Origin of the sequence: Citrobacter sp. CK202 (assembly GCF_030333225.1) — a bacterium.
Lineage (GTDB): Bacteria > Pseudomonadota > Gammaproteobacteria > Enterobacterales > Enterobacteriaceae > Citrobacter_B > Citrobacter_B koseri.
This window is the reverse complement of the sequence record NZ_JAOWGI010000025.1, coordinates 67863-82664: the sequence shown is the minus strand read 5'-3', so window position 1 is coordinate 82664 and position 14802 is coordinate 67863. Positions and strand designations below refer to the sequence as shown.

General features: G+C 51.4%; 12 protein-coding genes. 8 read left to right on the top strand and 4 right to left on the bottom strand.

The window, feature by feature from the left end; genetic code table 11:
* Window positions 1-79: 79 nt before the first annotated feature.
* The gene (locus OGX84_RS09970) at window positions 80-931 is read right to left on the bottom strand and encodes a LysR family transcriptional regulator (RefSeq protein WP_286457973.1); all 852 of its coding nucleotides are present in this window, start codon (window positions 929-931) and stop codon (window positions 80-82) included.
* A gap of 145 nt (window positions 932-1076) precedes the next feature.
* Between OGX84_RS09970 and OGX84_RS09965 the strand changes: the two genes are divergently transcribed.
* The 7 genes from OGX84_RS09965 (at window position 1077) to OGX84_RS09935 (ending at window position 8836) form a co-directional block, all read left to right on the top strand.
* Window positions 1077-1784, top strand: a complete 708-nt coding sequence (locus OGX84_RS09965; protein WP_047462808.1) for an AzlC family ABC transporter permease — start codon at window positions 1077-1079, stop codon at window positions 1782-1784.
* Entirely contained in the window at window positions 1781-2089 is a 309-nt protein-coding gene (locus OGX84_RS09960) for an AzlD family protein (protein ID WP_047462811.1), read from the top strand. Before OGX84_RS09965 ends, OGX84_RS09960 begins: the two co-directional genes overlap by 4 nt.
* A 41-nt stretch (window positions 2090-2130) precedes the next feature.
* Complete coding sequence (locus OGX84_RS09955) at window positions 2131-2826, top strand: alpha/beta fold hydrolase (protein ID WP_112001967.1); 696 nt, start codon at window positions 2131-2133, stop codon at window positions 2824-2826.
* Window positions 2827-3281: 455 nt separating this feature from the next.
* Complete coding sequence (fdnG, locus tag OGX84_RS09950) at window positions 3282-6332, top strand: formate dehydrogenase-N subunit alpha (RefSeq protein WP_072025323.1); 3051 nt, start codon at window positions 3282-3284, stop codon at window positions 6330-6332.
* Window positions 6333-6343: 11 nt separating this feature from the next.
* Window positions 6344-7225 (top strand): formate dehydrogenase subunit beta, encoded by an 882-nt coding sequence (gene fdxH / locus OGX84_RS09945; RefSeq protein WP_047462820.1) that lies wholly within the window; start codon window positions 6344-6346, stop codon window positions 7223-7225.
* Window positions 7218-7868 (top strand): formate dehydrogenase-N subunit gamma, encoded by a 651-nt coding sequence (fdnI, locus tag OGX84_RS09940; RefSeq protein WP_058669333.1) that lies wholly within the window; start codon window positions 7218-7220, stop codon window positions 7866-7868. Before fdxH ends, fdnI begins: the two co-directional genes overlap by 8 nt.
* A 569-nt stretch (window positions 7869-8437) precedes the next feature.
* Entirely contained in the window at window positions 8438-8836 is a 399-nt protein-coding gene (locus OGX84_RS09935; RefSeq protein WP_306414159.1) for a P-loop nucleotide/nucleoside kinase family protein, read from the top strand.
* Window positions 8837-9048: 212 nt separating this feature from the next.
* Here OGX84_RS09935 and OGX84_RS09930 read toward each other — a convergent pair whose 3' ends face one another.
* From OGX84_RS09930 to shiA, 3 genes are all read right to left on the bottom strand, one after another.
* Window positions 9049-10827: an aminopeptidase P family protein gene (locus OGX84_RS09930; RefSeq protein ID WP_112001968.1), complete on the bottom strand. Its 1779-nt coding sequence runs from the start codon at window positions 10825-10827 to the stop codon at window positions 9049-9051.
* Window positions 10828-10842: 15 nt separating this feature from the next.
* Window positions 10843-12297, bottom strand: coding sequence for an AMP nucleosidase (locus tag OGX84_RS09925; RefSeq protein ID WP_112001969.1), 1455 nt, complete (start codon window positions 12295-12297; stop codon window positions 10843-10845).
* Between the two features lie 117 nt (window positions 12298-12414).
* A complete protein-coding gene (gene shiA, locus OGX84_RS09920) occupies window positions 12415-13731 on the bottom strand; it encodes a shikimate transporter (protein ID WP_012131820.1) in 1317 nt (438 codons plus the stop codon).
* A gap of 229 nt (window positions 13732-13960) precedes the next feature.
* On the opposite strand from shiA, the gene OGX84_RS09915 reads away from it, so the two are divergent.
* A complete protein-coding gene (locus OGX84_RS09915; RefSeq protein ID WP_232623323.1) occupies window positions 13961-14794 on the top strand; it encodes an ABC transporter ATP-binding protein in 834 nt (277 codons plus the stop codon).
* The last annotated feature ends 8 nt before the right edge of the window (window positions 14795-14802 follow it).

Below are 14802 nucleotides of genomic sequence, written 5' to 3'. Positions count from 1 at the left end.
TTTTGACGCAAAACAGTCTGACGTAAGTGAACAGTCTGCTATGAGCGATGAGCGGACGTTGAGGCACCTAAAAATCGTCTCAACTTTCAACTTTTCTGACCCGTAATGTCCTGAGGAGCAAATCGTACAAACTATCCACTGCAGGAGAACCCTGGGAAGTACGGCTTCTGAACAATGAGACTTCCATGGGTTCAAGAGGCCCCAAAAGATGTTCACTGCCAAGAATTTGCAGATGAGGCGGCACGCTGCACTGGGTCAGCACCGCAACAGCCAGTCCACTTTCCACTGCGGTAATCTGCCCTGACAGGCTGGAGCTGTTATACACCACCTTATATCTCCGCCCCTGCAGTGCTAATGCGTTGATAGCACTACGTTTAGCAAGGCTTGTACTTTCATAAACCGCAATGGGTAATGGATCGCGCCGCCAGACCTCAAACTGTGGAGAACCCACCCACACCATCGGTTCATAAAACAGTAACGCGCCCTGGTTGGGATGTTCCCGGGAAACCAGCGCCAAATCGAGATCGCCGACCTCAACGCGGGGAATTAAAGACGTTGATTGCTCACAGCTCAGTTCGATCTCGACTGACCCAAAGTTAGGGGCAAATCTCTTCAGCGCAGGGGTAAGGTATTTTGCTGCATAGTCATCAGGGACCCCCAGACGAATACGCCCTGTTAACTCCTTACCGTGAAATGCGGCCTGCGTTTCAGCATGAAGGTCGAGTATCCTTCGGGCATATCCCAGCAGTTTTTGACCTTCAGACGTGAGTTGATGTTGACGAGGACCGCGAAGTAATAGCTGACACCCTAATGCAGATTCCAGCTTTTTAAGTTGCATGCTGACCGCAGATTGTGAGCGATAGACTTCAGGTGCCGCAGCCGAAAGCGATCCCGCATCCACTACCGCGACAAAACATTTAAGCCAGTCCATCTGGAGGTCTTGATAATGCACCTTTGAGCCTTGCATTCGGTAATCAAATATTAACATCAATTATTATGCGTTTTTATCGATTCCACAACACTGTCATAGTGGCCCCCTGTTTGCTTTCACTGTTATGAAGTTCATGAGGTCCCGGATGACGCATCACCAGCCCGATTTGTCTCAACTTAATCATTCGCTGATATGGGATGGTTTTCGGCAGCTTATCCCGGTTTCACTGTTTGTCGCTATTTTTGGTGCAGCCTTTGGCCTGGCCGCATCGCAGAAAGGAGTGGACCCGACGTCGGCGACAATGATGAGTTTGCTGGTTTTTGCCGGTTATGCTCAATTCGCCACCTTAGAGCTTTGGACCGATCAGGTTCCTGTATTAACCCTTATCGCCACCGTTTTTGCCATTAATGCCAGGCATCTGTTAATGGGGGCCACTTTATACCCGTGGTTGCGCGCGTTAACACCCGCTAAACGCTACGGGATCATGATGGTCGTTTCCGATGCTAACTGGGCCATGTCCATACAGGCATTCAGCAGGGGAAGCGCGGGGCTGGGATTACTCTTTGGTGGCGGTCTTGCGTTATGGCTTTTTTGGGGAGCAGGAACCCTGGCAGGACTGTATTTCGGGAGCGTTATCCAGGATCCCAAAAGCGCTGGTCTTGATATGGTCATGGGGTGTTTTCTCCTTTCTATGGTGTTCGAAGGGGAAAGAAACCTGAGGATGTGGATTATCTGGGCCGCAGCGGCCAGTGCCTCGCTGATAGCGTATAAATGGTTACCAGAAAATAGTCATGTGATCGCTGGAGCCCTCGCCGGAGGTATTACTGGAATTATCATGAGAGAGAAAAAATGAGTATTGAGACGGTAGGCACAGGACCTCTTATTATTATTTTTGTTATGGCGTTGGTCACCCTCGTTACCCGATGGGGTGGTGTCTGGATTATGTCTTTTGTGCCTTTTAATAACCGAATAAAAGCCTTTATTCAGGGGATGTCAGGCTCCGTTCTCGTGGCGATTTTAGCCCCCGTTGCCCTCACAGGCGACAAAGGCGCTCAGATGGCATTATTGACCACGGCCGTCGTGATGCTGGTTTTTAAAAGACCTTTAATTGCTATCACCCTTGGGATTGTCGTTTCAGCCCTGGTCAGATATTTTTAAACCGTTCTGAGCTAATCCTCCGATACATTTAAGCAAGTGCTATGAGTCTAACGCCACGAACGATCGTTTTAATTCCCGGGTATATGCTGAATGAAATGCTCTGGCGTGAATTTGAAACATACCTGCCAGCAAACTGTATTGTTCATCATGCTTCCGTAACCGGAGGACTAACCCTCCATGATATCGCGCAGCATATGAGTACCTGTCTGCCAGACAAATTTACGTTGATAGGTTTTTCACTGGGAGGGTACATTGCCCGGCAGTTTGCTGCAGATTTTTCGGATCGTGTGGAGTCCCTGGTACTGATTGCCAGTTCGTTACGGGAAGATACGCCATTAGAGGCGGAATCAAAGTGGCAAAGCGTGCAGTCATTGTCACCCGCAACGTTTAAGGGGCTGAGCAGCCATGCTATTGCCCGGTCACTGCCCCCCCTAAACGCATCAGATCGGGATATGATTTCAACTATCCAGCAAATGGGACGTTGTCTCGGATTTGAAGCCTTCATTACGCAATCGACCTTAACCCGACAAGGTATTCCTTCAGCAACGATAGGTTGTCCCACACTGGTTATTGCCAGTGAAGATGACGCCATCCGTTCCATGCAGGAAGCAGAGGAGCTGGTCGATGCCATACCTGATGCATCGTTGAGAACCATCAAGGATTGCGGTCATATGATTCCGTTCGAACAGCCTGAGGCGTTGGCGTTAACCATTACTGAATGGATCTCAGTCAGGTAAATACTGCAGTGGGTAAGGTCCGCTATTGGCACATAGCAGCCTTCAGCTCCATTATAGGGTGCCAGGAGGCGGAGGTTCAAATCTTCTCGTGCCGACCAAAATTCCCCTTAAGAACCAGCCTGTTATGCTGGTTTTTTATGCGAGGTATTGTTGCGGTAAAACCGGGGGTATTATCCCGACGCGAATCGATGTCAGATCACCGGGCAATTATCATTACTCCTACGGTTGATGAAGTATGTCACGATGCCCAATAGTTCGACACCATCCAGCGCCAACCCTTCTAGCGCTTCTCCATCATCAGATATCAGTTCAACTCTTTACCTGGCAATCCCCCTCGAGATCAAAAAAACAATATTTCATCATGTCAATAACCACTAAAAGTTAATGGTTTATCATTCGATTTAACCTTACAATAACTGAACTTTTTCATGTCTTAAGTTTAAGCTGGAGAAAAAATGGAGCTCAGCCGGAGGCAGTTCTTTCGAATCTGCGCGGGTGGTATGGCAGGAACAACTGTTGCATCTCTCGGATTCTTATCATCTTTTTCCGTTCATGCGGAAACACGTCAGTACAAACTCTTAAAAGCAAAAGAGACTCGTAATAACTGTACTTATTGCTCAGTAGGTTGCGGCATGCTGATGTACAGTCTTGGCGATACAGCTAAAAACGTCAAAGAAAGCATCTACCACATTGAAGGTGATCCTGATCATCCGGTCAGCCGCGGTTCTTTGTGTCCGAAAGGTGCTGGCGTGTTGGATTATATTCACAGTGAAACACGCCTGCAGTATCCCGAATATCGCGCCCCTGGTTCTGATAAATGGGAACGTATCAGTTGGGATGATGCCATCAACCGTATCGCGCGGTTAATGAAGGATGATCGCGATGCTAATTTCATCGAGAAAAACGCGCAGGGTGTGACCGTCAATCGCTGGACGACCACAGGCATGCTGTGTTCTTCGGCAGCCAGCAATGAAACCGGTATCCTCGACGACAAATTTACCCGTAGCCTGGGGATGGTCGCCATCGACTGCCAGGCTCGTCTGTGCCATGGTCCAACCGTTTCTGCGCTGGCACCAACGTTTGGTCGTGGCGCAATGACCAACAACTGGGTGGATATTAAAAACGCCAACGTGGTGCTGATTATGGGCGGCAACGCGGCTGAAGCTCACCCGGTTGGTTTTAAATGGGTGGTTGAAGCACAGACCAAAAATGACGCCACCGTTGTGGTGGTCGACCCACGTTTTAACCGTAGCGCCGCTGTTGCCGATCTCTATGCACCGATCCGTGCGGGTTCGGATACCGCGTTCCTGCTGGGTGTCATTCGGTATCTGCTGAAACACAAGCGCGTACAGTACGAATACGTACTCCATTACACCAATGCTGCTCTACTGATCCGCGAAGACTATCAGTTCAATGACGGATTATTCAGCGGCTATGACCCTAAAAAACGGCAATATGATAAATCGAGTTGGTTCTATCAGCTTGATGAGCAGGAAAATGCCCTGCGTGATGAAACGCTGAGTCATCCCCGCTGTGTCTGGAATTTACTCAAAACTCATGTCGATCGTTACACCCCGGAAATGGTGAGTCGCCTGTGCGGAACATCGGTGGAGGACTTCAATCGTATTTGCGACATTCTCGCCAGCACCAGCGTACCTGACCGCACCGCGACTATTCTGTACGCGTTGGGCTGGACACACCATTCTGCCGGGGCGCAGATCATTCGTGCGGCCGGAATGCTGCAACTGCTGTTGGGCAATATTGGTATGGCTGGCGGTGGCGTAAACGCCCTGCGTGGCCACTCAAACATTCAGGGCTATACTGACCTTGGCCTGCTGTCGACCAACCTCCCCGGGTATATGCCGCTGCCTTCCGAAAAACAGCCGGACTATCAGACCTATATCTCGCAAATTACCCCACCTGCGTTGGGCGTAAATGAAGTGAACTACTGGCAGAATACGCCGAAGTTCTTTGTCAGCATGATGAAAAGCTTCTGGGGTGATCATGCAACTGCGGAAAATAGCTGGGGTTATGACTGGCTGCCTAAATGGGATCGTCTTTATGACGTGATGACTCAGGCCGAGCTGATGCTGGAAGGCAAAATAAACGGCTACATCGTTCAGGGTTTCAATCCACTGGCTGCATTTCCCGATAAAAACAAATCGTCCCGCGCACTTTCGAAGCTGAAGTATATGGTGGTTATCGATCCACTGGTTACCGAATCATCTAACTTCTGGCAGCACCACGGCGAAATGAACGAGGTTAAACCGGAAGATATCCAGACAGAAGTGTTCCGCCTGCCGTCATCCTGTTTTGCAGAAGAGAACGGTTCAATTGCTAACTCTGGACGATGGTTACAGTGGCATTGGGCAGCGGCCGAACCGCCGGGTGAGGCGTTGCATGATGGCAAAATTCTCGGCCGTCTGTTTATGCGTCTGCGTGAGCTATACCAACAGGAAGGCGGTGCGAATCCAGAACCTCTTATGAGTATCAACTGGAACTATAAAGACCCGTATGACCCACATCCGGAAGAAATTGCCCGCGAAGCCAACGGAATAGCGCTGGCAGACCTCTACGATGATAAAGGGCAATTGATCGCGAAGAAAGGTCAACAATTGAGCAGCTTTGCTCAGCTTCGTGATGATGGCTCGACCAGCAGCTTCTGTTGGGTCTACTGTGGAAGCTGGACCGAGCAAGGTAACCAAATGGCCAATCGCGATAACAGCGATCCGTATGGTCTGGGCTGTACGCCAGGTTGGGCATGGTCCTGGCCGGCAAATCGCCGAATTCTCTACAACCGCGCCTCAGCTGACCCTGCCGGCAAGCCATGGGATGTCAAACGGGCCCTTCTACACTGGGACGGTAATAAATGGACCGGAATGGATGTGGCGGACTACAGTCAGGCCGCTCCGGGCAGTAACGTTGGGCCCTTTATCATGAATCCGGAAGGTGTCGCACGTCTGTTTTCTCTCGACAAAATGAACGACGGGCCATTCCCGGAACATTACGAACCCATTGAATCACCTATTGGTACCAACCCGCTTCATCCGGATGTTGTTTCCAGTCCGGTTGCGCGCATCTACCCTGGAGATATCGCTAATATGGGCAAATCTGACATTTTCCCATACGTCGCGACCACTTACTCGATTACCGAGCTATTCCGTCACTGGACTAAACATGCTCTTCTGAACGCCATCGCCCAACCTGATCAGTTCGTCGAAATTGGCGAAGCGCTGGCGAGCAAGAAGGGGATTACGGCAGGCGACACAGTGAAGGTCATGTCCAAACGTGGTTTTATCAAAGCGAAAGCCGTTGTAACCAAACGCCTGCAAACGCTGACAATTGACGGCAGGCAGGTGGATACAATTGGGATCCCATGCCACTGGGGATTTGAAGGGGCTACACGCAAAGGGTTCCTCGCTAACACGCTGACGCCATCCGTCGGCGACGCCAACTCACAAACACCAGAATACAAAGCATTCCTGGTTAACATTGAGCGAGCGTAAGGGAGGATCTAATGGCTATGCAATCACAAGATATTATTAAACGCTCTGCAACCAACAATATTACTCCACCGCCGCATGCACGGGATTTTCGTGCCGAAGTGGCAAAACTCATTGATGTCACGACCTGTATTGGCTGCAAAGGCTGTCAGGTAGCCTGCTCCGAATGGAACGACATCCGCGATGACGTCGGATATTGCAACGGTGTATATGACAACCCTACAGATCTCAGTGCCAAATCCTGGACTGTGATGCGTTTTAGCGAAACCACCCAGAATGAGAAGCTGGAATGGTTGATCCGCAAAGATGGCTGCATGCACTGCGCGGATCCTGGCTGTCTTAAAGCATGTCCGTCTGCAGGAGCAATCATCCAGTACGCCAACGGTATCGTCGATTTCCAGTCTGAGCACTGTATCGGTTGTGGTTACTGTATTGCCGGTTGCCCGTTTAATGTCCCACGGCTGAACCCTGAAGATAATCGTGTCTATAAATGCACGCTCTGTGTGGACAGGATCAGCGTCGGCCAGGAACCAGCCTGTGTGAAAACCTGCCCGACAGGTGCCATCCAGTTTGGCACCAAGAAAGAGATGCTGAACGTAGCGGAAACCCGTGCAACACAACTAAAAAAACGCGGATACACCAACGCGGGTGTGTACAACCCGCAAGGTGTGGGCGGTACTCATGTGATGTATGTCTTGCACCATGCCGATCAGCCGGAACTTTACCATAACTTACCGAACGATCCGCATATTGCTACCCCGGTGAATCTATGGAAAGGGATCCTCAAACCGCTTTCCGCTGCTGGATTTATCGCTACCTTTGCTGGGCTGATTTACCACTATGTAGGGATTGGGCCCAACAAAGAGACAGATGATGAGGAAAACGCTCATGAGTAAAAGCAAAATGATCCTGAGAACGAAGTTCATTGATCGTGCCTGTCACTGGACAGTAGTAATCAGTTTCTTTCTGGTAGCGCTTTCTGGTATCGCTCTGTTCTTCCCTACTCTGCAATGGTTGACCGAAACCTTTGGTACACCGCAGATGGGAAGGATATTGCATCCCTTCTTTGGCGTGCTGATCTTCGTCGTACTGATGTTTATGTTCGTCCGTTTTGTCCATCACAATATCCCTGATAAACAAGATATTCCATGGATTAAAGGTATTGTCGAGGTACTGAAAGGAAATGAACATAAAGTCGCGGATGTCGGGAAATATAATGCCGGACAGAAAATGATGTTCTGGAGCATCATGAGCCTGATCTTTGTACTACTGGTGACGGGTGTCATTATCTGGCGACCTTACTTTACCCATTATTTTCCAATCGTCGTCGTTCGCTGGAGTTTATTGATTCACGCAACTGCGGCTATCGTGCTGATCCACGCTATTTTGATTCATATGTATATGGCGTTCTGGGTGAAAGGCTCCATCACCGGCATGATCGAAGGAAAAGTCAGTCGACGGTGGGCTAAGAAACATCATCCTCGCTGGTATCGTGATGTTGAAGCTGCTGAAAAAGAAGTACAAGAAAAGACCAAATAACATCCATGAATCTCAGGTTCTCGTATACGACAGAAAGGTAAAAATAAGCTCAACCCTGAACATAAAAATGTGATTAACACTGTAGCGTCAGTCATTACTCTGGCGCTATTTTTTCTCACTGGTTTTTCCCATTTTTTCTCAACGGTATGTGTCACTATCAACAGGAAGGGTAACTTCTTGAATAATAGCGGAGAGATAGGAATTTGAACCTCGGTAGAGTTGTACCTAACACGGTTTTCGATACCGAATTTATTGTCAACACGTTAACTTTCCGCGCTGGTGTATCCGCAATATTACACTTAGTATAAATCAACAAGTTACGCATTTATCCATACTTAATAAACCAAAATTTTCTGAGCTTAAACCTGTGCTTTATAGTTACAGTCGGGAGATATGTGCGGAAGATTTTCCCGATCAATCATGTCAGCTAAGAGCGAGGAGCGGATGCGCCTGGTATTAACATGAGCAGTAATACTCTTCACTTGTCATATCGCTGCGATGCGAAACCCCACAATCTAAGGCCTGCTGTGTTTTAATACTGCAGGGTTTCATCATTTAAAGGACACGTTATGCTAATCATCTTCAGTGGCTTGCCTGGCAGCGGGAAGAGCACGATCGCTCAGGCTTTGGCAAAGCAGTTAAGCGCATTTTACTTGCGAATTGACACGATTGAGCAAGCCATACTCAAAGCCGAAGAAGGTGACCGTGAAATGGGCCCTGCCGGTTATTTTGTTGCTTACTCACTCGCCAGGGAGAATCTGCTATTAGGAGCAACAGTAATCACTGACTCAGTCAACCTACTGGCGTTAATCCGTGATGCCTATCGAGAAATCGCTTTATCTGCAAGAACCGGCTTTTTAGAAATTGAGATTATATGCTCCGATAAGATAGAACATCGTAAACGAGTAGAAACCAGAGTGTCTGAAGTAGAGGGGTTAACCCTGCCTGGAAAGATGTCACCGATTTGACTTATGAACCATGGAACAGAGAACACCTCATTCTAGACTCGAGCAGATTATCCAGTGATGAATGTGTTTCGAGGATCATCGATGTTCTTTCCCATGACTCGGTCTTGAGAAATACTCCAGCGGGAACTTAGCAATGTCCGCTCCTGGCACAAACCCGACCCTCTACCCAAAAAGCCCACTTTTAGCGGGCTTTTGGTTTTCAGCATACAGGGTTAATTTGCGCGCACCCGTATGGGAGCGGTAGCGGCGAACAGCCACGGACGGGCGCCGCTTTCTACGCGAGGGGATAATGTTTCTCTTACCTGCTGATGGTACTCATCAATCCACAGTTTTTCTGCCTCGCTAAGCAGATGTAATTCCACGAGACTTAAGTCGATCGGCACCAGCGTCAGTGTGGAGAATTTGCAGAAACCAGGGCGGCTTTCGACAATTTCGACCTGATTTTCAATGCGGATACCGTATTGTCCGGCGAGGTAATAGCCCGGCTCTATCGTAATGATGTTGCCTGCCACCAGCGGCCAGGGGTTCACTTTTTTGGCGATACGGTGTGGCTGCTCATGAATCAATAGCTGATGGCCTACGCCGTGTCCCGCACCGTGATCGTAATCCAGACCAAGATCCCAAAGCGCCCGGCGGGTAAAGGCGTCAAGCTGGTGTCCCTGAGTTCCGCTGGGGAATTGCAGGGTAATCAGCGACAAAAAGCCCTTCAACACAGCGGTGTAGTGTAACCGACGCTGCGGCTCCTGCGGCCCAAATGCGAGGGTACGGGTCGTGTCTGTCGTACCATTCTGATATTGACCGCCCGAATCGTTCAGGTACATCTCCTGGGTTGTGACTGGCGCGTTTGTTTTCTCGCTTGAATGATAGTGGCACATGGCGGCATTGCCTGCCGATGCAGAAATGGTGTTAAAGCTCTGCTCAAGAAATCCCGGTTGTTGCTGGCGATAAGCCCGCTGTTTTTCCTGGGCTTCCAGCTCCGTTATTGGATTGCCTGCGGCTTCACGCAGCGGCACTTCGTGCGCCAGCCAGGCGAGGAAATTAACCCAGGCGGCGCCGTCCTGCTCATGGCATTCGCGGTATCCTGCCAGCTCGGTTTCGTTCTTGTGCGCTTTCATCAGCGTAATCGGATCTGCTGACCAGATGACGTCACCGCCATGCTGCTCAATAGCGAAGCGCAGGGCGACCGGGGCGAAATCTTTATCAACCAGGAAACGCTTTCCGGCCGCGCGTTGCTGACAGCGTGCAAGGAACTCACCCGGCGGGGAAATGGTCAGCGTGCTGAGCAAACTTGCAGGTAACTGCTGAGTTTTCTTTTCATCAACAAACCATTCCAGTTCGCCCGTGCGGTGCAATAACGCAAACGAGAAAGGAACAGGCACCATGTTGAGGTCGCTGCCGCGCACGTTCAGCATCCAGGCGATATTATCCGGCAGGGTGATCGGCAGGTAATCCGCCTGCTGTTTTGCCAGTTCGTCGAGAATGCGCGCGCGTTTCTGCGCGCTGCTTTCACCGCTGATTTCAACGGGCATTTCCCGGATGATGCCGCAGGGGGCGGCGGGGCGGTTTTGCCATACAACGTCGAACGGATCGCTGTCTAACGCCACCAGTTCGCAGTGGGTAGCTGAGAGTGTCTCAAACTGGCTGTTGACCATCAGCAGAGGTTCGAAGGCAATACGTGCGCCGGAGGCAACCTGTTCCTGCAAATACTCCGCAAGCGGCTCGTTATGCAGGTGATGAATTTCAAAATCATTACGATCGACTTCGGCGCGGGCCTGAACCTGGTAGCGGCCATCCACAAACAGCAATGCGCGGTCGCGAAGCACTAACGCCAGTCCGGCAGAACCGCTAAAGCCCGTTAACCAGGCCAGTTTATTATCGTGTGGCGTGCAGTCCTCGCTTTGATGAGCATCGGCGCGAGGAACGATCATGCCATCCAGCCCCTGCGCAATCAGGAGATTACGCAGGGCGGAAAGAGGAGTTGGGTTGCTCATAGACACCTTCATGCCTTAACGGAACGGCGGTTCGTTGAATGTGCGCAGTTTACGTGAGTGCAGGCGATCGCCTTCTGCGCGTAACAGATCAATGGCGCGGATGCCGATTTGCAGGTGCTCCGAAATCGCACCTTCATAAAAACGGTTAGCCTGGCCGGGAAGTTTAATCTCACCGTGCAACGGTTTGTCGGAGACGCACAATAGCGTGCCGTAAGGTACGCGGAAGCGATAGCCCTGGGCGGCAATTGTGGCGCTTTCCATATCAATGGCGACGGCGCGGCTCAGGTTGAAACGCAATGCGGAGGCGGAGTAGCGCAACTCCCAGTTACGATCATCGGTGGTGACGACCGTACCGGTACGCAGCCGTTGTTTAACCTCTTCGCCAGGCATGCCGCTCACCATTTTTGTGGCGTCATACAGCGCGCGCTGAACTTCTGCGATGCTGGGGATGGGAATATCGGGCGGCAGTACGGCATCGAGCACATGATCGTCACGTAAGTAGGCGTGCGCCAGCACATAGTCGCCAATCGCCTGACTTTCACGCAGGCCGCCGCAGTGACCAATCATCAGCCAGACGTCCGGGCGCAGTACCGCCAGGTGATCGCAAATAGTTTTGGCGTTTGACGGCCCGACGCCAATATTCACCAGCGTAATCCCCTGGCCGTCAGCCGTAATCAGGTGCCAGGCTGGCATCTGGTGTTTTTTCCACGCCAGATCGGAGGTGGCTTCTTCAGGAGCCTCGGTTTCTGCGGTGATCCAGATCCCGCCAGCACAGGAAAGTGCGATATAGGGACTGTCCGGGTCCAGAATCTGGCTGCATCCCCAGCGCACAAATTCGTCTACATAGCGGGTGTAGTTGGTAAACAGAACAAAGGGCTGAAAATGTTCAACTGGCGTCCCCGTGTAGTGACGCAGTCGCGCCAGCGAGAAATCGACACGGCGCGCGTCGAAGTGAGAGAGCGGATAAAACTCACCGGGGTGGAACAAACCGTCCGCGGTCTCGTCGCCAATCTGCGCCAGTTCAGTGGTGGGGAAAAAGCGCGTCAATCCGGCGCTCATAGAGCGGTCAAGCGTCAGCTCGGAACCGTCAATGACATAAGGATACGGAATTTCATGATGGGACGGTTCAACCGCGATATGCGCGTCATAATCCTGATACAGCAGCGTTAATTGCTCTTCAAGGTAAGGGCGAAACAGCGCAGGACGGGTGATGGTTGTGGTGTAGCAGCCAGCATGGGTAAAGCGGCCATAGGCGCGGGTCTTGGGGGGATTCGTCGCATTGCCGCTCCAGGAGACGGAAAGCGATGGGTAAACAAAAAGGCCATTATTTCGGGCTGTAATGTCTGGAAGTTCCCCGTTTTCAACATACTTGCCAATTGCGTTACGCAGAGCCTGAACCGATTGCTCGTAGAGTTCGTCCAGTTTATCCAGCGCCTGAGACGGGGTCAGGCCAGCGCCCTTATTATTCATGTCTGTCTCCTTGTTCCACAGGTGTACTGCTCTCCCGATAGTATGTCACAGGAATGTGAAACAAAAGTCAGACGTTGCGTAAGAACAGACGGAGGCCAGATGGCCCCCGTACAGGGATTAGACGTGTGGTTTATTTTTCATCAACAGCGCCGTAACGGCAGAGATCAGGCAGCCTGCCAGCAGGTAAATGGCAACGCTGTGCCAGTTCCCATCGGAGAAGGTGACCAGTGCGGCGGCGATAAAGGGAGTGAACCCGCCGCCCACGACGCTGGCGACCTGGTAACCGACTCCGGCACCGCTGTAGCGATAACCTGCACCGAACATGCCGGTAAACATCGGCTGCTGTACGCAGACCACCATATCATGAGCAATATTGGCCAGCATGATGGAGAAGAACACAATCCAGAAGATTGACTGGGCTTCAAGCGCCATAAAAAACGGGAATGCGCTGAGCGTACCGATTAAGGCACCTGTAATATAGACACGCCGACGACCGAAGCGGTCCGCAAGCCAGGCAAAGCAGGGAATCGTCAGGCAGCTTAGTCCCCCCACCAGCAGACCGATATTCAGAAAAAGCTCACGCGGAAGGCCCAGATTTTGGGTGGAGTAGTTCAGGGCGAACGCGGTGACGATATACATCGTCAGCAGCTCGCACAGGCGCAGGCCGATGATTTTCAGAAATGCGCCAGGGTGACGGCTCAACGCCTCCATAACCGGCAAGCGTTTTTTCGCCGGTGGTGTTTCCTGCTTCTGCTGTTCAAATTCGGCGGACTCTTCCATGCCATTGCGCACCCATAAGGCGCCAAGCACCAGAATAATGCTGAACAAGAATGGGATGCGCCAGCCCCAACTCAGAAACTGCTCATCGGTCGTCAGCGTGCTGATCAGCGAGACCAGACCGGTCGAGAGCAGCAGCCCTACGCCATAACCCACCTGAACGCCGCTGCTGTAAAACGCTTTTTTGTTCTCCGGCGCGCTTTCAACCGACAGCAATGCAGCGCCACCCCATTCGCCACCGACGGCAAAACCCTGAACAGCCCGTAATATCACCAGTAATACCGGCGCCCACCAGCCTATAGTGGCGAAAGAAGGGAGGATGCCAATCAGTGCGGTAGCGATACCCATCATCCATACGGTCAGCATCAGCATACGCTTACGGCCCAGACGATCGCCGAAGTGGCCGAAGATCACACCCCCCAGCGGGCGAAACAGAAAGCCAACGCCGAAGGTGGCAAACGCCGCGAGTGTACCCATCGCCGGGCTGATTTGCGGGAAGAATTCACGATTAAACACCAGGGCAGCGGTGATGCCATAGAGCAGAAAATCGTACCAGTCGACGACTGCGCCAGCGAAGCTTCCTAATGCGGCGCGGCGCGCGCGATTAAGCGAAGGCGTCTCATCCTGGGGACGCGTGGAGGTGAGGGTGGAATCCATAGTTATCCTGTCTGTGCTGTTTTTTTAGTTATTAGTATGGAGAAATGATTACTCATATTGCTGCCGACATATTAACGGCCTTTATGAGACTACCGCGACAGACGGAAAGAGAAAATGATTTTATCCGTCACGCGCAGACAAGATGAAAAATAGTACGGAGCCCCGGTTGAAATCGCCTTGTATCTCAGGGTTGTTAACATTAATTGTTATGATATAACATATCCAATTAATGGTTCAATCATGGAAGAGGTTAAGTATTGTGCAATTCGTCGCATCCAGTGATAACCCGGCGAGTGCTCTAAGCGTCAATATTGCGTCGCTACAGCGACCCGGAGGCGGAGAACTGCTTTGTGCAATTCGCTTTGAGGTTGAGGAAGGGAAATGCCTGGCCGTTATTGGGCCTAACGGCAGCGGTAAAACGTCTTTACTGAGGGCAATAAGCCAGGAACTCCCTCTTCAGAAGGGCAATATTCAGCTACTGGGCCGGTCTGTTTCGGCGCTGTCGCGGCAGCAGCGGGCAAAGCAGATCGCCGTTCTGGCGCAAAATGATACGCCCAATCTGAGGCTGGCTCTTGAGGATTATGTGGCGCTGGGGCGTATCCCGCACGCCCGGGATGCACCACGCGACAGGCATGATGCCATCGTGACGAATGCCATTAAAGAGACGGGATTACTGGCGTTGCGAAAGCGGTCGCTGTCTGCGCTTTCTGGCGGAGAAAGGCAGCGGGCGGCGCTGGCGCGGGTGTTAGCTCAGATGCCGAGCCTGGTGCTGCTTGATGAGCCAACCAACCATCTGGATCCCTCCGGTCGGGTGGAACTGCTTTCGTTGGTGAAAAACAAGGGGATAACGGTGGTGGCGGTATTGCACGATCTGTCGCTGATTGAATCTTTTGCTGACCGCGTTCTTCTTCTGTCGCAGGGAAGAATGGTGCTTTGCGACACACCGGAGCGTGTGCTGGTGTCTGAAAACCTTTATCCCGTTTTTGGGTTGACCTGCTTTACCGTACCACACCCTGATACGGGGAAAGCGCTGCGTATTTTTGAAGTTCCTGGCTATGCATAATAAATATC

Bases quoted from the DNA above. Each gene is read 5' to 3' on its own strand.
- fdnI (WP_058669333.1), top strand. From the start codon at position 7,218: ATGAGTAAAAGCAAAATGATCCTGAGAACGAAGTTCATTGATCGTGCC.
- OGX84_RS09970 (WP_286457973.1), bottom strand. From the start codon at position 931: ATGGACTGGCTTAAATGTTTTGTCGCGGTAGTGGATGCGGGATCGCTT.
- OGX84_RS09965 (WP_047462808.1), top strand. From the start codon at position 1,077: ATGACGCATCACCAGCCCGATTTGTCTCAACTTAATCATTCGCTGATA.
- OGX84_RS09925 (WP_112001969.1), bottom strand. From the start codon at position 12,297: ATGAATAATAAGGGCGCTGGCCTGACCCCGTCTCAGGCGCTGGATAAA.
- shiA (WP_012131820.1), bottom strand. From the start codon at position 13,731: ATGGATTCCACCCTCACCTCCACGCGTCCCCAGGATGAGACGCCTTCG.
- fdnG (WP_072025323.1), top strand. From the start codon at position 3,282: ATGGAGCTCAGCCGGAGGCAGTTCTTTCGAATCTGCGCGGGTGGTATG.
- OGX84_RS09930 (WP_112001968.1), bottom strand. From the start codon at position 10,827: ATGAGCAACCCAACTCCTCTTTCCGCCCTGCGTAATCTCCTGATTGCG.
- OGX84_RS09915 (WP_232623323.1), top strand. From the start codon at position 13,961: ATGGTTCAATCATGGAAGAGGTTAAGTATTGTGCAATTCGTCGCATCC.
- fdxH (WP_047462820.1), top strand. From the start codon at position 6,344: ATGGCTATGCAATCACAAGATATTATTAAACGCTCTGCAACCAACAAT.
- OGX84_RS09935 (WP_306414159.1), top strand. From the start codon at position 8,438: ATGCTAATCATCTTCAGTGGCTTGCCTGGCAGCGGGAAGAGCACGATC.
- OGX84_RS09955 (WP_112001967.1), top strand. From the start codon at position 2,131: ATGAGTCTAACGCCACGAACGATCGTTTTAATTCCCGGGTATATGCTG.
- OGX84_RS09960 (WP_047462811.1), top strand. From the start codon at position 1,781: ATGAGTATTGAGACGGTAGGCACAGGACCTCTTATTATTATTTTTGTT.